Origin of the sequence: Parafrankia irregularis (assembly GCF_001536285.1) — a bacterium.
GTDB lineage: Bacteria > Actinomycetota > Actinomycetes > Frankiales > Frankiaceae > Parafrankia > Parafrankia irregularis.
On the sequence record NZ_FAOZ01000052.1, the window covers coordinates 15,295 to 32,820 of the forward strand.

General features: G+C 65.2%; 21 protein-coding genes. 16 read left to right on the plus strand and 5 right to left on the minus strand.

The features are described 5' to 3' along the window. Positions 1-29 precede the first annotated feature (29 nt). The 5 genes from AWX74_RS37310 to AWX74_RS37320 form a co-directional block, all read right to left on the minus strand. Positions 30-854 carry a nucleoside-diphosphate kinase gene (locus AWX74_RS37310; protein ID WP_091286671.1) on the minus strand — a complete coding sequence of 275 codons (825 nt, stop codon included), beginning with the start codon at positions 852-854 and terminating at the stop codon, positions 30-32. Next, positions 851-1,321 carry a 6-pyruvoyl trahydropterin synthase family protein gene (locus AWX74_RS40505; RefSeq protein ID WP_165615956.1) on the minus strand — a complete coding sequence of 157 codons (471 nt, stop codon included), beginning with the start codon at positions 1,319-1,321 and terminating at the stop codon, positions 851-853. The genes AWX74_RS37310 and AWX74_RS40505 overlap by 4 nt, the downstream gene beginning before the upstream one ends. Positions 1,322-1,509: 188 nt before the next feature. Continuing rightward, positions 1,510-1,728: a DUF397 domain-containing protein gene (locus AWX74_RS40510; protein WP_165615957.1), complete on the minus strand. Its 219-nt coding sequence runs from the start codon at positions 1,726-1,728 to the stop codon at positions 1,510-1,512. 5 nt (positions 1,729-1,733) lie between these two features. Next, on the minus strand, positions 1,734-2,060 hold the full coding sequence (locus tag AWX74_RS40515; RefSeq protein ID WP_165615958.1) for a hypothetical protein: 327 nt from the start codon (positions 2,058-2,060) through the stop codon (positions 1,734-1,736). A 56-nt stretch (positions 2,061-2,116) separates the two neighbouring features. Continuing rightward, positions 2,117-3,346, minus strand: a complete 1,230-nt coding sequence (locus tag AWX74_RS37320; RefSeq protein WP_091286679.1) for a helix-turn-helix domain-containing protein — start codon at positions 3,344-3,346, stop codon at positions 2,117-2,119. Positions 3,347-3,826: 480 nt separating this feature from the next. Here AWX74_RS37320 and AWX74_RS37325 point away from each other — a divergent pair, with 480 nt between their 5' ends. The 16 genes from AWX74_RS37325 (at position 3,827) to AWX74_RS37395 (ending at position 17,417) form a co-directional block, all read left to right on the plus strand. After that, positions 3,827-4,240, plus strand: a complete 414-nt coding sequence (locus AWX74_RS37325; protein WP_131799648.1) for a hypothetical protein — start codon at positions 3,827-3,829, stop codon at positions 4,238-4,240. A gap of 18 nt (positions 4,241-4,258) precedes the next feature. After that, complete coding sequence (locus tag AWX74_RS37330) at positions 4,259-4,705, plus strand: single-stranded DNA-binding protein (RefSeq protein ID WP_091286684.1); 447 nt, start codon at positions 4,259-4,261, stop codon at positions 4,703-4,705. Between the two features lie 72 nt (positions 4,706-4,777). Continuing rightward, complete coding sequence (locus AWX74_RS37335; RefSeq protein ID WP_091286687.1) at positions 4,778-5,221, plus strand: hypothetical protein; 444 nt, start codon at positions 4,778-4,780, stop codon at positions 5,219-5,221. Then, positions 5,200-6,738 (plus strand): YifB family Mg chelatase-like AAA ATPase, encoded by a 1,539-nt coding sequence (locus AWX74_RS37340; RefSeq protein WP_091286691.1) that lies wholly within the window; start codon positions 5,200-5,202, stop codon positions 6,736-6,738. Before AWX74_RS37335 ends, AWX74_RS37340 begins: the two co-directional genes overlap by 22 nt. Continuing rightward, positions 6,735-7,679, plus strand: coding sequence for a DNA-processing protein DprA (gene dprA / locus AWX74_RS37345; RefSeq protein WP_091286694.1), 945 nt, complete (start codon positions 6,735-6,737; stop codon positions 7,677-7,679). The genes AWX74_RS37340 and dprA overlap by 4 nt, the downstream gene beginning before the upstream one ends. A gap of 300 nt (positions 7,680-7,979) precedes the next feature. Beyond that, positions 7,980-8,555 carry a hypothetical protein gene (locus AWX74_RS37350; protein ID WP_131799649.1) on the plus strand — a complete coding sequence of 192 codons (576 nt, stop codon included), beginning with the start codon at positions 7,980-7,982 and terminating at the stop codon, positions 8,553-8,555. 122 nt (positions 8,556-8,677) lie between these two features. After that, complete coding sequence (locus AWX74_RS37355; RefSeq protein WP_091286700.1) at positions 8,678-9,289, plus strand: hypothetical protein; 612 nt, start codon at positions 8,678-8,680, stop codon at positions 9,287-9,289. Next, on the plus strand, positions 9,286-9,999 hold the full coding sequence (locus AWX74_RS37360) for a hypothetical protein (RefSeq protein ID WP_091286704.1): 714 nt from the start codon (positions 9,286-9,288) through the stop codon (positions 9,997-9,999). The genes AWX74_RS37355 and AWX74_RS37360 overlap by 4 nt, the downstream gene beginning before the upstream one ends. A gap of 508 nt (positions 10,000-10,507) precedes the next feature. Next, positions 10,508-10,921, plus strand: a complete 414-nt coding sequence (locus AWX74_RS37365) for a hypothetical protein (RefSeq protein WP_193209972.1) — start codon at positions 10,508-10,510, stop codon at positions 10,919-10,921. A 627-nt stretch (positions 10,922-11,548) separates the two neighbouring features. Beyond that, entirely contained in the window at positions 11,549-11,692 is a 144-nt protein-coding gene (locus tag AWX74_RS41870) for a hypothetical protein (RefSeq protein ID WP_226933239.1), read from the plus strand. A 38-nt stretch (positions 11,693-11,730) separates the two neighbouring features. Beyond that, positions 11,731-12,177, plus strand: coding sequence for a hypothetical protein (locus AWX74_RS37375; RefSeq protein ID WP_091286711.1), 447 nt, complete (start codon positions 11,731-11,733; stop codon positions 12,175-12,177). Between the two features lie 357 nt (positions 12,178-12,534). Then, positions 12,535-12,891, plus strand: a complete 357-nt coding sequence (locus tag AWX74_RS40520) for a hypothetical protein (RefSeq protein WP_165615959.1) — start codon at positions 12,535-12,537, stop codon at positions 12,889-12,891. A 56-nt stretch (positions 12,892-12,947) separates the two neighbouring features. Then, positions 12,948-14,096, plus strand: a complete 1,149-nt coding sequence (locus tag AWX74_RS37380) for a DUF932 domain-containing protein (RefSeq protein ID WP_091286715.1) — start codon at positions 12,948-12,950, stop codon at positions 14,094-14,096. Between the two features lie 121 nt (positions 14,097-14,217). Continuing rightward, positions 14,218-15,780: a ParB/RepB/Spo0J family partition protein gene (locus AWX74_RS37385; protein WP_091286718.1), complete on the plus strand. Its 1,563-nt coding sequence runs from the start codon at positions 14,218-14,220 to the stop codon at positions 15,778-15,780. A gap of 93 nt (positions 15,781-15,873) precedes the next feature. Further along, the gene (locus AWX74_RS37390; RefSeq protein WP_114476461.1) at positions 15,874-16,467 is read left to right on the plus strand and encodes a transcriptional regulator; all 594 of its coding nucleotides are present in this window, start codon (positions 15,874-15,876) and stop codon (positions 16,465-16,467) included. A gap of 314 nt (positions 16,468-16,781) precedes the next feature. Then, positions 16,782-17,417: a hypothetical protein gene (locus AWX74_RS37395; protein ID WP_207550501.1), complete on the plus strand. Its 636-nt coding sequence runs from the start codon at positions 16,782-16,784 to the stop codon at positions 17,415-17,417. Positions 17,418-17,526: the final 109 nt, after the last annotated feature.

The window sequence follows — 17,526 nt, forward strand, 5'->3', positions numbered from 1 at the left end:
CGGATCCGGGCACGAGGGGGCGGCTGTGTTCACGGCCGTCGCGGTGGGTCGCGGTGAGGACCGGGGAGTCCGCAGGCCACCAGATCCCGGTACATGTCCAGGCGGGCGGGCGCGGTGTCACGGTCGTACCTCCCGTAGAGCTCGGCGAGAAGCTCGGCGCCAGCGAGATGGCCAATGTCGCACAACGCCTCGCCGGGGTTGTCAGCCATGTGCACGCCGTTGCGGAGTTGGTCGGTGCCGAACGCGCCGCGCAACATCTTCTTCATCACGACGGCGGAGTCGCTGACGTCGTCGTCGGGGCCGGCGAGGACGAGCACCTCGACCGGACCGGAGGTCAGGTACTCGTCTCGCCGCTGCAGGTAGTCGGCGCCGTAGGCGTCCGGCCACAACCGGTGGGTGTCCGTCGGGGTCAATGTCCGGCGGGAACTGTCCAGGACTTGGTATCGGCTCGGCAGCGTTCGCCGCACCGCCGCCGGGTCCACGTGCGGCTTCACCACCAGCAACGTCAGCCGCTGCGCAGGCCAGCGCGGCGGCGTGCTCGGACGCCGGAAACGTACCGCCCAGGCGTGCGCGCATCCGTGCGTGGGAGCGGTGCTCTGACCGTTCGCGCGGCTCATGCTGGACGCCTCTGTGTCGCAGCGTTCGCAGTCTCCCGGCCCGGGGCGAATCTCCACCGGCAGCCGCGGCGCCGCCAGGCCCGCGCGTACAGTGATCCACCACAGGTCCCACGGGCTGTCCACCGGCAGCGACCCGCCACCGGCGGAGCCGAGCAGGATGCTGTCCATCGCCGCCCCGAGCACCGCGCGGGTGCGATGGGCCGCACCCACGACCACGCCCGACGTGCCCGTCGTCACGGCTCCTGCCTGACCGTGGCCCGCAGCCCGGAGGTCTCGGCGAGCTCCACACCCGCGATCAGACCCGGGCGATGCCCGACAAGCCCCACCACCTCGCTGAGGATCCAGCTGGCGAGGGCCTCAGTCGTGGTGTTCACGATCGGAAGGAGAACGACCGCGCTCCGCGGGAACCGGTACCGGTCCGGCCCGCAGCACATGTTGACCTCGGCGCCGGACACCGCGACGTCGACACCAGGCGCGTTCTCCGCAAGGAGCGTACGGCAGTGCAGTCGCGCCACCACTGCACCCAGGGCTTTCTCCACGATGCCGAAGTCCACCACTATCCCGGCCGTGTCCACCTCTCCGGACAGCAGGACCGTCGGAACATAGGAATGTCCGTGCAATGGTTCGAGGTGACCGTCATGCAGCGCCGCGTGCGCCGCAGAGAAGACGAAACGATCGCCACCCACCTGAATCTGGGATGCCACTTCCTCCTCCTTCTTTCTTCTTTTCGCGTCGTGACCATCATTGGTCCAAGCCGGCCTGGGTAGCAGCCAAGTCGCCACGCCAACATGCTCATACGGTCCGTCGGACCTAACTGTTGACCAGCCTCGTTTCGAGCGAGCCCCATTACACAATCGGCAGATGATTCCCGGAGCCGTCCGAATCAGCCGGCTCAGACGTCGTCGTAATCCCCGGCTTTCACCGCGGCCTTGAAGTCCTCCCAGGCGGCGGGCGTGAATGCGATCGGACGCGACAGCGTCGACCGCAGAAAGACCTGATCCTGAACCCGAGCGATCAGGACCGCGTCGACCGCCTCCGCCGTCCGGTTCCTCGGCGCACGCCACGAGTTGCCGGCGGGAGCGGCACGTGGAACTCGCGCGGTCTGGCCCATCCCGATCAGGCCAGCTTGCCCGGCGCGCAGGCTCCTGCCGCGGTCGCGTCACCCGCCGGGATGGCGCCAGCTCTAATGCCCAAAGGGGGGACCGCGACGTCGGAGACAGACTGCAGCGTTGATGCGTCGGCCGCGGCTGACCATTCCTCGCCGCCACCGGGGGGCTGCAGGTGGTAGGTGAGCCAGTCGGAGCCCTCCTCACCGGGCACACCGACTATCACGCCTACCTGGCCAGTCTCACCCCGCGCGGTGTCGAGGACTAGGTCCCCGAGCTGCGGCCACGGCCGTGGCCTTCCGTCCGCGGTCCCCGCCCCGCCGTGCGATGTGGTCATGTCGGGGACGGTAGATCGGCTGGCCTACCTGAATATGAGCCCGTGGAATATCCGGGTCATCCGTCCAGGTGAAACCGGTCGGAAATCCGCCGCAGCCGCTCGCGGGTCGCGGTGCGTTCGGCGTTGACGAGGGATCGCAGGGTGGACCGCGCCATCGGGTGGTGACGGACCAGCTGTGGGGCGAGGCGCTCCGCGGTCTCCAGCTCGGCCAAGGCCCGGTCTCGTTGTCCGTCCCATAGCCAGGCTCGTGCCAGATCGAGGTGGTGGTGCCCCTGGCGGGAGTTCGGCAGGGCGGCGATCACCGTCGGGTCGGTGCGGGCGTTGAGACCCAGGGCACGGGCCTGGTCGCCCATCTCCAACGCCACCGACACCGCATGCACGGCGACGTTACCGGCGGAGAAGGTCAGCGAATGCCGATCGTAGATCGTCGGGCCGGTCTCGGTGTCGACGCGTTCCGCCGCAGCCCGCGCGAACGCAATCCGCTCCAACGCCTGTCCGCGATCACCGGCTCGCGCGGCCGAGACCGCGGCCCGCAGGTGCAACGATCCCCAGGCCCGGACCGCTAGCCGATCGCCACGGTCATGGGCGGGCTCCAGGCCCGCCAGCGCTTTGTCCAGCAACGCCAGGGAGTCAGCCCAGTCCGCGGTCGCCCACATGTCCCACGCCCGCATCCAGTCCGCCACGGCGGGCAGCACCGGATCAGCCGACGCCCGCGCGGCCCACGCCGCCCGCTCACACGCCATCGCCACGAGTTCCGGGTGTCCCAGCGAGTGCGCGGCCGTGTGAGCGAACTTGCACATCACCCCGTAGAGGGCGTAGCCCTCCTCACGCTCGCGCCCGGTCGACACCTCCGCCAGAGCACGTGCCTCCCGCAGCAGGTCCGGCAGAGTCCGCAGGATCGCGACGTTCGCCGCGGCGTCCCGCAGACGGTGCAGGCGGATCATGTCGTCCCACATCACTTGGGAGGGCCGGGGCGTTCCGTCGAACACCGGCGCCAGGTCGTAACGCCGCAGCTCCCGGATGATCGACGACGCGGCAGCCTGCCACCGGTTCTCTGCCGGCGAGATCGCGTAGGGGCGCCCGATCAGGTCATTGGGGTGGATATGCAGCTCGGCCGCGAGCGTGTTGAGCAGGCCAACTCGATCCAGCTCGACCCGGCCAGCCTCCATCTTGGAGACCCAGCCCTGGCTGCGCCTCAACGCGGCCGCGAGATCAGCCTGCGTCATCCCCAACCGCAGCCGGGCCCGCTTGGCACGACGGCCGATCTCCTCCGCGTCCTCCAACATCAACACTCCCGGCATCCACCCGATCAAGCCCGATGCTGACACCGTACCGACACGATCACGCTCGTCCCAGACCAGCGGCCTCTCCCCAATCATCTCTCACGGAATGTCGTCGACGGTGTCTATTCCTCCAGGAGAATGGACACCACGGGCGCCAGCCCATCGTGCTGGCGCTGGACGGCACCGCCCTTCCTTGCGCTCGACCACGATCCGCGGAATCCGATCGCAGCCTGAGCACCGCGATCAGATGCGTGAAAGCTGGCCCTGCCGGCGGGCTAGGGGAAGTTGCCACGGAATCCGGAGCCGGCAAGCCTCGGCCTTCGGCCGACCCCTACGGGGCTAAAGGGCTGGCCAGCTCCGGTCTTCCGTGGCTTCAGAACATCACGCCCGCCCGGCAGGACCAGCAGATTCCACGGCCATCTGCTCTGCCGCGGCGGGCACCTTAGACCCTCGGAAACAGTCAATAGCCACGAAGGGTTCACGATGCGGACCGATCCTCTTCTTGAGAATCCGGCCAGTTCGTCACTCGATCCCCACCTCGAAAACTGCAACTTGATCATTCGTGCTGATACCGACGGTACTCCGGAAATCGTCTGTCCCCAGTGTATGACGAGTGCCGCACTCGTTCACCAGGAGTGGGTCTACACCGTCCGCGACGTCGTGCATCCGAAGCTACAGCGAGTGGATGATCAGGCTGGAACCCTGTGGTTCATCACCGTTTCCCTGGATGGGAGCCTCGAAGGCGAGAGCAGTCTCAGCTCCCGCTCCATGGCGCCGTTCTTGTGCCGATCCTGCGGCAAAGGATACGGCCTTCCCGATGATGTCCACGTCACCGTCCCGTACTCCGTCGTTATCGACTCGATTTCACCCGGCCAGATCGTGGAAATCACACACTGATTCGATGAGGAGAAGTTCATGCCTGGGGAGACGCTGATTACCGTGGTCGGAAATTTGACCGCGGACCCGGAGCTACGATACACACCGAATGGAACGGCTGTCGCCAACATCACGGTCGCCTCGACTCCTCGGTTTCTGGACCGTACCACCAATGAATGGAGGGACGGAGACCCGCTCTTCATGCGATGCACCCTCTGGCGTCAAGCGGCGGAGAACGTCGCTGAATCGCTTTCTAAGGGTGCTCGAGTGATCGCTGTGGGCCGGCTCAAGCAACGCACGTACGAGACCCGCGAGGGGGAAAAGCGTACCACAATTGAACTGGAAGTCGAGGAGCTTGGACCCTCCCTACGATTCGCCGTTGCCCAGACCTTCAAGAACACTCGTGGTACAGGAGCAGCGAAGCCGGTGTCGGCCGATCAGGATCCGTGGGCCGCACCGGTGGCCGTTGGAGCCGGCAGCTATTGATCCGAGAAATCTTTCCGCAATCACCTACCGGCTCGCGGGCGCCATCCAACCCACTCCAGCCATGGAGCCATCATGCGGATACAGCTCGATTTCAGCCAATATTACACGTTGAAACATTGCCTGGCGTTCCTCCGGTTTCTACCAATCCGGACCAAGCGTTCCCAGCGCGAGCGGACGCGAGAGCTGTTCCTCGATGCCCGCGACGCGTGGCGAGGTGCCCTGGAAGACGAAATAGAGACCGAAACTCGGGCGATCTTCCCCGCTGCGGCTTACCTGGACGTCGAAGTTTACAACGACGAACTCGGTGGCCCTCGCGGTCGACTCATCGCCGTCAATACCGATGCCGGGGCTGCCGCGGACGATCACCATGCGATCAATGAGATTCTCGCCGACCTCCTCAACGACTGGGCGACTACCGCCAATGTCGACAGTACGAAGATCTACTTCTCCATGCTGCCTGACCTGGGGCAACCGGCAAAAATGAAGGGGCTCTCGTGGGTCATGCGCGCGCTCTAACTGTCACCCTTCTCGGTATCGATGGAAAGCTCCTCGAAGTAGAAGCGGAAACCGGCACCGGGAAACCATCGATGGGTCTGATCGGTCTACCGGAGTCGGACGGGAACGAGATGCGAGACCGAACCCGTGCCGCCGTCATAAACTCAGGTTTTCAATGGCCGGATGCGCGTATTACGGTCGGCCTTTTTCCTGCGACCCTGCCGAAATTCGGATCGGCGTTCGACGTCGCGATCGCCGCAGCAATCCTAGCCTCTGCCGGCCAGGTGCCAACCAGCTCGCTCTCCGGTCGTGTGTTGCTCGGCGAACTAGCTCTCGATGGGCGGATCCGCCCCGTCAGTGGCGTTCTTCCCGCGGTCCAAGCCGCAGTGGAGGCCGGATTCCTCCGAGTCGTCGTGCCTTCCGCGAATGCTTCAGAAGCCGCTCTCGTGTCGGGCGTCGTTGTCGAACCCGTTCCCGACCTGCGTCACGTTATAGATCTGCTGCGAGGTGATCGTCTACCATTGCCAGTCGAACCTATCGATCTAGTACCTGCGACCTCGCTCGAAAGCGGTCACGATCTGGCCAACATAACCTGGCGCACTCCGGGACGACAGGCGGTCGAAATTGCCGCTGCCGGCGGACACCATCTTTTTCTCCAGGGACCTCATGGTACTGGAAAGGTCATGCTTGCAGAGAGCATCCCAGGGCTTCTTCCTCCCTTGGAGGAAGCTACAAGCCTTGAAGTGACAGCAATCCACTCAGCCGCTGGCCTGCTGTCAGCCAACAGCCCAGTAGTCACCCGGCCGCCTTACCGCAGCCCGCATCACAGCGCAACACCCGCCGGCCTCCTCGGCGCTGGCCGCTCCGTGCTTCGCCCAGGTCTCATGAGCCAGGCGCATCGCGGTGTGTTGTTCCTCAACGACGCTCCCGAATTTGGCCGACCGAGCCTGGATATACTGCGCCACTCACTGGAAACAGGCCTTGTCGGGATTGCCAGAGGCTCCGCAACGATCAAGTTCCCGGCACGCTTCATACTCGTGCTCGCCGCCAAACCATGTCCCTGCTCCCAGACGCGTGACAATAATAGCGAAAGCGAAATCTGCACCTGTCCGGCCCAGATAAAACGCCGATACCTTGCACGCCTCGGGACGCTGCTTGACCGCATCGATATCAAGGTCGAACTCCCGCAGCTGACCCCCGCCGACCTACGGGCAAGCCACGACCCCGTCGAGTCAACAGCCGTGGTCGCCGCTCGGGTTGCCCGTGCACGCGAAGCGATGGCTCTTCGCCTGCGTGGCACGCCCTGGCGGATTAACTCCGAAATACCCGCGCACGTGCTGGAGCGGCAATGGCCGCTGTCCACCGCAGTCCGGCAGGAAGCGGAACGGCTCTATGAGATCGGCGCACTCACCAGGCGAGGAGTAAACCGGGTCTTCCGGCTCGCATGGACTCTCGCCGACCTGGCAGACATCGACAGGCCCGGACCCGACCAGATAAAGCAGGCTATCGCGCTTCAGATTCCAGGACGGCCGGCATGATCGCACCCGTGCCGCCCTCCAGTTCCCCGAACACCACCGACGTCACCGACAGGCTGGCCCGCGCGGCTTTGTCTCGAATCCTCCGCCCGGATGATCCCCATACCATCGCGCTGGTACGCCGGCACGGTGCAGCTGAAATCTGGGAAAGACTCCGCCACGACCATCCTCGTCTTGACCCCCGCCGCGACTTGGACGAAGCCGAGAGAGTCGGTGGTCGGATTATCTGTCCCGGTGACAACGAATGGCCCGCCTCTCTACTCGCACTCGACCAAGTCAACCACACCGGACCACAGCCTGCTCCTGGGCCACCATTGGCCTTGTGGGTGCGAGGAGCCGAAAGCCTTTCCGCCGCCAGGCGTGCTGTCGCAGTCGTCGGCGCCCGCGCTGCTACCGACTATGGCAAATACCTAGCCGGCGACCTCGGCGTCGCGCTCGCTGAGCGGAAGTGGTGCGTGATATCCGGTGCCGCCTTCGGAATCGATGCTGCCGCGCACCGAGGATCCCTCGCAGGCGGAGGTCCGACCTTCGCCGTCTTGGCCGGTGGCATCGATGTCCCCTACCCAGCCGCGCATGCCGAGCTCCTCGACGAGATCGCCCACCGTGGCGCTCTGATCAGCGAGGCACCCCCGGGAAGCCCGCCGTATCGTCGGCGCCTCCTCGCGCGAAACCGAATCATCACAGCCCTCGCCCGCGGGACCGTGATCGTCGAGGCCGGCTACCGCAGCGGCGCGCTCAACGCCGCTCGGCATGCCCGTGAACTCTCCAAACCCCTGATGGTGTTTCCTGGTCCGGTTACGAGCGCTATGAGCGCTGGATGCCACCGCCTCCTGCGAGACCATCCTGAGAACACCACCCTGGTGACTGGGGTCGATGATGTTCTCCAGGCACTCGGTCTTCCCAGGCCAAGCAGCCAATCAACGGGGCCGCACGCCAGGGCATGACTGATCTGATTGGTGCCTGTATCTCATTCCCCGCCATCCCGGTCCCACGCCCTCTGGAGGACGTTGGTCGGCCCGCGCTACTAATCGAAAGGAGACGCCTTGGAGGTTCAGGTCCGCGTTGCGCGGAACAGGCTGTCAGTCGACACACAGTGGACAATTACTCGAATCCTCGACAGCCTTCGGCTGGCAGACGCTCCCGCGCTGGCCAGCGTGCTGCGACTGACTGGCCGGTCCGGAGGTCACAACATTGACGCCAGCCTGTACGTTGCCGACGCACTGACCAAGATTGACAGGGAGGACGTGGCGCCCGAAACCGTGGATGGCCCGGCCCACCTGGATGACGCCGACGGGTTGCGAGGGCTGGAGAAGCTCGGCTACCTCACAGTGCACGATCTTGCCTACGAGACGTCCAGCGCCAGCTACCTCGACGAGGGCCGCAGCCTGACCGCGATCCGGGTTCTCCGGCCGTTCCACACCGTCGGTGTCGTCTACCGGTGGCGGCGCGCACTGATCGGCCCGGCCGACGAGTGGGACATCGTCACCCAGCCCGGGGTGATCTGGCCCGGTGTGTACGTGCACGGCGCGGTCGGAGACTACCGATCGCGCGACGTCGGGCTGGTGTACGCCGGCCCGCCCGAGCTGGACACTGACGCGCTGATCTACGCCATCCGCGAGGACTCCGACGTCTTCACCTGCCACGCCGTGTGCGATCGCTGCGGCGCCGACTGGTACGCCCATGACGGATCGTGGATCTTCCGAGCCATCCGGGCACACGCCGACTTCGACTACAGCGACGCGCGCCGTCATGACGGCACCACGGTGATGTGTCCGGAGCCGCTGTGCGTGGCCGGCAGGGTCGGCTTCGTCGTCGGCTGACAGCCCCGGCCGACGCCCCGCTCGTTGCCGGCCGGGTAACCGGCCCGCGCATTTCCCCCATCCACTGAAGGAAGGCGGCACCGCCGCATGCCCGAGAACATTGCACAGAGGACGTATCCCTGATGGCAGACAGCACCGCCGGCGAGACATCTCCGGTCGCACAGGACGACCCGGCCGCGACCGCATGGAACGCAGAGACGGAGCGGCTCTACGGCCAGCTCACCGAACTCAAGCGGCTGTACGTGGCCGCGCAGCTGGGCCTGGTCGGGCATCTGATCCGCACCTTCGAGTCGACCGACACGAACGGGCTCGCGATGAGTACGGCCGAAGCGACGAAGGTGGAGATCACGGTTCGTAGCGGGGACGCCGACTATGATCCGTCGGTCACCCTGAACGCGGTTCTCGCCGCGGACGGGTCGGAGATCGCTTCCTGGGTCGACCGGCCCGGGGTGGCCGACCTCACCGGGTTGGACGAGCTGGTCTGCGGGCCGTTGGAGGCCTGCATTGCCAACGGGATGCAGGTCCCGAGTGGCGGTGAGGTAGAGCTGCCCCCGCCGGGGTTGCCGGACCCGGCGATGCCGCCCGGGGACGACCCGGCGATCCCCGCCCTGTGGGAGCGAATCAAGAAAATCGAGGAGCGGGAAGGGTACTGGAACGGCGGGGACGTCGCCAGCGCGCTGATGGAGTGGTTCGCGGAGCTCGGCTACCGCGTCGACGAGCCGGAAGCGCGGTGAGCGCCGTTCGTGATCACGATGTGGTGACGTCCGCTCCCTGGAGCGGGGTGCAGTGGGCCTGCCGGACCTGCGACCGGTGGGGGTACACCGCCACTGTGGCTGAGGCGCATGCCCACCACGACGAACTCGTCGCGGTGGCCGCCGGCCGGGGCTGGTGGACCACGGAGCAGCTTGCGCGGGCCGCGGCGAACCGGCACTTCCGGTACGTCTCCCTGTGGCTCGGCGAGGTGACTACCCCGAACCTGGCCCGGATGCGACATCGCGGGCAGAGCGAGACCGCGATCGTCGACGAGCTGCTCGCGTTGTCGACGGCCGCCGACGGATGGGACGGCGAGGCCACGTGGGAGGAAGCGTGGGAGATGTGGGCCGAGGTACATCGGCGGGGCCCTGCTCAGGCGGCGCGACCGCTGCCGACCAGCCGGTCGCTCGCCGCGGTGCTGGTCGCGAAGAGTCGGGGCTGGTCCGTCGCAGAGGTCGCGGCGCATCGTGCCGCGAACGCACGGCACCGCAAGTCAGTCCGCCGTTGGCACACCGCCGATCAGATCACGATGGATATTCACCGGATCGCATCGCGGGGCGACTCTCCCGCGCAGCAGATCGCAGACTTGTTCCTCCTGGGCACCAACCTTGACGGTTGGGCCGGGGAGCAGCACCACGAGGACGCCTGGGAGCAGTTCGCTCGCAGGCTGCCAGTACGACGCACCCAGTAGCCGCGGTCCCCGGTTAGATTCGAAGCCGGCCCGCGCCATCGTTCGTGAGGTTCGCCCAGCGCCATGCGTCGTCGCGGGGCGGATCCAGCATCGTTTCTCCATGTGCTCGGCGGGGCCGGCGAATTCGCCCTCGATGAGCTTCGCGAATGTCGATGCCTGTCGGATCACGTGGTGACCGGGGGCGCCGGTCGTGATGGCGGCCAATGCCTTGAACCCCATCCACACGCCCGATGTGGTGTCGCCCAGGAGAACGGTGTAGCCACCGACCGCCGGCGGTTTGCGTCGAGTCCGCCACACCCAGCCAGCGGGCGCGCCGCTCACGTACTGGGCATGGTGTGCACCCTGACCTTCGTCCTCGCCGAGCGGAGCGGTGATCCCGACTTTGCGAGGAGCTCGCTGCGTGAGTCCGCGGCGACCTGCTTCGCCTCACCGGGGACCGACCACTTCCAAGCCACCAGCTGACGCTTCCAGTTCCCATGCACGCGACCACCCGAGCAAGGCAGGCCCCATGATCATCGACCCGTCCGTGCTCCCGACCGCCGACGAGGCCGACCTCAACTCGGCACTGTCTGCGATCAATGCTGAACTCCGCCGCCGGATCACCAGCGACGACGGACTCTTCTCCTTGGTCCGCCGGACCTGGCTGAACGCAGTCGCAGTGCTATGCGACGTCGACTGGGACGACTACCCCACCGCATCGGCCGAAGGCATCCTGCTCGCAGACAACACCACGATCGACGTCGACGCTGCCAGCGCCCCGGACGACTGGGACGTGATCCGTGATGAGGTCGCGAACCTCGCCGCCGTTGATGGCGTCATCAGCGCCGACCAAGAGCACGGCTACCTGATCCGCTTCCGCACTTCGCCCGCCGCGGTCTCAGCGCCAGTCCTTCCCCCGGACTCCGATGCCGCCGGGCGCTGACTGTGGACCGCCCACCTCCGACCGCCAGGTGACTCGTGCGACGGCCGAACCCGCACGAACTGGGGCGACCTGTTGCCTGACCGGGGCAGCTCATCGACCGACCACATCTCCCTTGGCACCGACCTACTGCTGGCCCCGCTGACCCGCAACCACGCGACTTTCCGTTCACGGGAACAGGCAGAAACGCCCAACACATGACCGCACCTCACATTCACGAAAAGCTCCGAAGGAGCCAAATTGGACCGCGCCCGAGGAATCCCTGACTTGATGCGCTCACTTCCCATCGATCGACGTCGAGGGCTACCTATTCCGGCGTCCACGGCACGTTATCCGGACGGAGAACCGAAGTTCTCCCTCGTCGATGGACGTGAAGCATTGTGCCTCGCAGTTGAAGGTCGCTGCGGCATTTGTGGAAATCGTTTGGACGCCGTGGTCGCGTTTCTCGGCGCACCGGAGGCAACGGCAACGCATGTTTATCACGACCCTCCAATGCATGAACAGTGCGCCGAGGCTTCCACAAAATTGTGCCCACATCTCGCGCACCGCGATATGCGCCGTGTAGCCGATCGTCGCTCTGCCGAGACGCCGTCAGCGAATAACACCAACGAGAAGCCAGACCGGTGGGTGATGTGGATCTGCCGAGGCTTTGCCGCGGACGTCGTCGACGGAATACCAATCTTCCTGCCGACACCCTACATCCGGCTGCGCACCTTCACCTACACCGACGACGGGCACCTCCACGAATCACCCGACATGTCCCCGCGGGCCTGATCCGGGCCGCGAGACGACAAGGAAAAGGAGCGGCGGCGATGAGCCTCATCACCGAACGCGAACCGACGCTGCTGGTCAACGACGCCGACCGGCGGCTGACCTACCGGTGGGTCGTGCGGCGGGTCGACGAGGACACCGACCCGGCGACGCTGGTCGTCAACCTGAAGATCCGCCACCACGGGACGAGTAAGGAGTACTACGCCGAGCTGCGCAACGAGACCGAGACCGACCGGGGCATCGGGATCGAGAAGTTCGGTTGGAACGATCCGGTGTGGCACCGCCGCCAGCCCGTGGCCCGCTACTCCCGCAAGAGCCTGCGGACCTTCGGCGAGCAGACCCTCGCCGCGCTGCGCCAGGCCGACATCAGCGGCCAACCGCTCCATGTCGATCTGACCGACATATCGCCGGCCGGCGACTCAAGCGACGCACCGCGTCAGCCACGATCCGCTGGACCGGCCGCGTCGAGAGACCGCACTCACCGCTGACGGATTCGCCTCCACCTCAGAATCCTGTGTTGGCGAGCAACCTTCTATCCGCGGACGCGTCTCTCGGAATATTCCATTCTTCCACGGATCAACGCCAACAGGTCAGCGGTACGGCTTCCCGCCGGGCGACTTCCAGGAAACTGCCACAGAACCTTCGGGCCGGCAAGCCTCGGCCTGCGGCCGACCCCTTCGGGGCAAGAGCTTGCCGGCCCGAAGAACCTGTAGCAGTCAGGAAAAGACCGCCCGGCGGAGAAGCCAGAGACCGCGGTACTGCAAAGCCAGGCGTTATCCCTCTTCGAGGTCTGAGGACAAATCGGGTCTATCATTTCGCGTGCTACGGAACCGGGAAAGGTGAAAATGTACACCGTTGAAGTCAAGTCCAGTGACGGTCTGGCAAGAGTCGCTGACTGCTCGTTCGAAGCTGACGCGCTGAGTTTGTTGAGTGAAGGAATGCTAGCTCTCGCTTACTCCCGTGACCGTTGCGTTCACACGGCTATTACCGGCGGGGTGAGCATGACCGACGTGGATGGCGACGAACGGGTCCTGTTCGTCGGCGTGCTTCTGGTTAACCCATCGGTTGCGGAACATGACCCCGTCAGTCTGTTGGACCATCATTCACCGCGGCGCGGCGACCAGACCGAGGATCATAACCACAGCCGGGCACCTTGGCGCAGGTGGCTTCGCCGCCGCAAGACGGTGCCACTGCCATTCTGACGAGTCTGGGTTCAGATTTCAGAGGCCAAATTCGCATCAGAGAAGGATGATCACTTATGGCCGAGATTCGCAGCAGCAGCCCCACCCGCAACGCTGATCTCGAGGATCTCATCGCAGTCCTACGAGGCCATCATGCCCGAAAGGTCGATGTTGTAGCCCCCGTCACAACAATTCGAGCCGAGAATGGCCGGCTTGTCGTAACTGGAACCGAGCCGGTGCTCACCGACTCCGGTGTGACACTGGCAGACGGCGTTTATCTCCCCACCGCGGTCGCCGACGAGGGTCTCTCGGACAAGCTGGGTATTCCTCTCGCATACCTACGGCGACTGCGAACTGAGAATGTCACCCTGTACGACGAGAACATCAACAGTTGGCTCCGGCACGAAGCGAACTCTGGCCGACGTTTTCTCGTACGGACACTACGTAACGATGACGGTGGTCCCGGTGTCGCGCGGGCCGTGCTGAGTGACCGTTACAGGACAGTGGACCACCTCGACGTTCTGATGGCCGCACTCGACGGCGTGCACGCGGCCGGTGCTCCGGTTCAGATTGACGGCTGCGATCTCACCGACCGACGGATGTACGTCCGAGTTAGGAGCGAAGCTATTCGGGCACTCGCCCCCACCCTCCTCGAAGGCTATCGATCCCCATTCAGTGGCGATCGCGGCGAAGAGAATCCAGTCGTCTGGGCCGGCTTCCAGATCACAAATTCGGAAACGGGTTGTGGCGCATTCACGATCAGCCCGCGACTCGTCATCGAAGTTTGCCGCAATGGTATGACCATCGCGAAGGATGCGTTGCGAGCAGTTCACCTCGGCGGCCGGCTAGAGCAGGATGGGGTGGTGCAGTGGAGCGCTGACACCCAGCGCAAGGCCATCGAGCTGATTACTGCTAAGGCCCGTGACGCGGTCACTACCTTCCTTGACATCGACTACGTCAAGGCGCACATCGAACGGATCGAACGGAAGGCAACCAGGCCCATCGAGGACCCCGCCGCAACCGTTCAGCTCGTCAGCAAGCATCTGCAATACAGCGACGAACAGCAGGCCCTCATTCTACGGCACTTCATTCGAGGCGGCGATCCTACCGCTGGTGGGATCCTGAACGCGGTCACCAGCGCCGCGCAGACCCTCCCCGATGCGGACGTCGCCCATGATATGGAGGCTCAAGCGCTCCGCGCCATGGAAATCGCTGCGAGGACCTGAATTCCTGGCAGAAATCGGGGACTCCGCGCCAGTCGGAGTCCCCGGACTGTTCTCGATGCGAGGCCCTTAAACACGCTCGCGCTTCGAATCGTACTTTCCCGCCAATCATTAAGGAGAGCATATGACGACGCCAACGCCGGCGGCACATGTCGATCTTCATGTTCAGCACCTCGATCCGCGAAGTCTCCTCCTGGATCGCAACCTACGGAGCAACGCCGACCTCGATCCCGACTTCCTCGCCAGCATCAAGGCCTGCGGCGTCCTCATTCCCATCATCGCCGTTGGAGCGCCTGACGGAATCCGAGTCCGCCACGGACACCGTCGCACCCTTGCGGCCGTCGCGGCTGGCCAATCCTCTGTCCCCGTGATAGTCATCGGGCCGGACAGCGACAGCCAGACCGCCGAGATCGAGAGAATCGTTAGCCAGTGGCACGAGAACGAGCACCGAACAGGCCTCCACAACCGCGATAAGGTAGCTGCGGTAGAACAGCTCACCTTGCTCGGTCTCTCCGCTACCAGCATTTCAAAGAAGACGAGGCTGCCGCGGGCCAAGGTGGACGCCGCTCTGACCGTGGCCCGTTCCGAGCTCGCCCGTCTGGCAAGCGAGAAATACGACTTTCTCGATCTCACGCAGGCGGCGGTCGTCGCCGAATTCGAGGACGACGAGGAGGCTGTCAAGGCTCTCGTGGTCGCAGCGCGCGCCGGCGGATTCGAGCACGTTGAACAACGTTGTCGGGACAACCGCGCCGAGAGGGAGGAGCGTTCCCGGGTTTCTGACCTCCTGAGTTCGCAAGGCACCCGTGTCATCGACCGTCCAAGTCACACAGATCAGGCCAAGCGTCTATCCCAACTCGATCACGAGGACACCCCTCTCACCCCGGACAAGCACGCCAACTGCCCGGGCCACGCGGCCTATCTCATTCAGGTATACGAGCGGCAGCCAGAGACTCAAGCGCGAGACAGTGACGCCTCCCCTCCAGCGCAGCTTGTCTACCGCCCTGAGTACGTATGCACCGACCCGGACGGCAACGGCCACGTTGACCGACACCGATTCCCGGCCGGCTCGACGACTGGTACCGGAGAGTCCGGTGGTGGTCTCTCCGAAGAGGAGAAGACGCAGCGCCGATGGGTGGTCGAGAACAACAAGGCCTGGCGCTCGGCCACCACAGTCCGGCGAACGTGGCTGCGTAACTTCCTCACCAGCCGCAAGACTCCCCCGAAGGGGGCCTGTCGGTTCGCTGCGGATTCCGTCGCCTCGGGAAGCCACGAACTGCGCCGCGCCCTCGAACGTCGGCACCCAATCGCCCGTGAGGTTCTTGGCGGCAAGGACACGCCTCTCAGCGCCGATCAGCTCACCGAGCTGATCGATGCAGCGTCTGAGCCGCGAGCCCAGGTCCTGACTCTGGCCCTCATTCTCGCGGCCTACGAGGACGCCCTCGACGTGCATGTCTGGCGCCACCCCACCTCCACCGCACGGCGTTACCTGACCGCTCTGCAGTCCTGGGGATACGAACTGGCCGAAGTCGAACTCCTCGTCACGGCGCCCCCCGGCAACTCCGATGACGAGCCGGCCGCCGGCGATGAAGCACACACGGACAGCAACCAGTCGCCCAATGGCGATCCAACCGCGACTCCAGGAGCGCAGGACCCCGCCGATGACGGGGCCCCGCGCTCGGACGCCTGACCCGAGCCGCTACACCCGCCTCCCCCAGGTCGCACCCCCGCCGGGGGAGGCGGAGCTCTGTCCTCAGCCACGAAATCTCGGAGAGGTTCACTCATGGCCGATACTCAGAAGGACCGTAGATATGCTATGGAAGTCGGCATGCGACTCCGCGAAATCCGAAAGCAGCAGGGGTTGTCGCTCCAAGGCGTCGAGATCAGATCAAATGGTAAGACGAAAGTCGCCGCCCTCGGTTCCTACGAGAGAGGCGACCGAATGGTGACCGTGATCCAGCTCGCCGAGCTTGCCAACTTGTATCGCGTCCCGACCTCTGTCCTTTTGCCGCAACACGACCGGTCGGCAGCCGGCAAGCAGCAGTCACGAATAGTCCTCGATCTCCAGAAGCTCGCAGAGGCTCCGGCCGAAGCTTCCACGCTGGCTCGCTGGGTAGAGCATATCCGGCGACAGCGAGGCGACTATGCGGGCCGTATGTTGTCCATCCGGTACGGCGATCTTGAAGCGCTCGCTGCTATCTATGACACGTCTCCATATGAACTAGTAGCACTTCTACGGTCCTGGCATGTACTGCACCCATCAAGCAGCGAGCTAGGCGCAACGGATGGTGGCGAGGGCCTCATCTCCCAGTCTTCGGAGGATGTCGAAGTCTGCCCCCGGCCATCAGGTTCGGCTGTCCTTCCTCCCCAGGGGTAAAGCCGCCACAGAGATCCCCAAGGTTCGCAGGGCCGAGCTTCAGACAACCCAACCTGCGGGCCCGACGGCCTTGGGGACACGTGTAAGGCCAGACCCATGGGTCGACCTGACCACCATCGTCCGGAGGCTCTGCCTCGTAGGCTGACTTCGGTACGAGGAGGAAGGGAACGGATGACATGAGCCGCCCCCGAGACGGCTTCGGCCCGGTGCAGCTGGCCCGCTGGCTTGGCATCACAGAGCGGCAGCTGCGGCGAGCGCAGGACCGAGGCCTGATCCCCCCACCCGACAGGGACGATCATCGCTGGTCGGATCATGTGGCGAAGACCTTGCCGGACCAGGTCGAAATGATCATATCGAAGGTCGAGGCCCAGCCTGAACCTGAGCAGTCGGTCGACACCGAACCAGCACCACGCCGAAGTCGTGACGGCTTCGGTCCCGTACAGCTGGCCCGGCAGCTAGACATCAAAGACTGGCAGTTGCGCCGCGCGCAGGACCGAGGGCTCATCCCGGCGCCCGACATCGACGAACGCAGATGGTCTGCAGCCGCCATCGAGTCGATCCCCGGCCGAGACACAATCCTTGCCGACGTTGGAGACCACCCCGGCATCGGATCGTCCAAGGCCGCCGAGTACCTGTCCGGACGTACAGGTCTGCAGATCGAGCGAGCAGACGTTCAGGCTCTCGCCGAGCGCGGTGCGCTTCGTCCAATCGGCGACTACAAGGGATGGTCTCTGTACGCCCTCGATGACCTGGACGCGCTGTCTCTTGACCTGCTCGTGACAGTCCTCGCCGACCGGCAGAGCTGGTTGCAGGCAAGCCTCACCAGCCCCGAGGCAGCCGACCTGTTGGGATGGTCCGTCGGCAGGTTCGAGGTCACCGCGGAACGTCAAGGCCTCACAGCCGGCAGATTCGGCCGCTATGCGCGCGTTGATGTTGAGCGGTTGAGGTAGCGCCGGCTGTCCCCCGCCGGCTGGCGCCGGCTGTCCCCTCGCGGGCTTCGCCCGGAGCGCGGCTGCGCCGCGGAGCGCCGGCTGGCGCCGGCTGTCCCCTCGCGGGCTT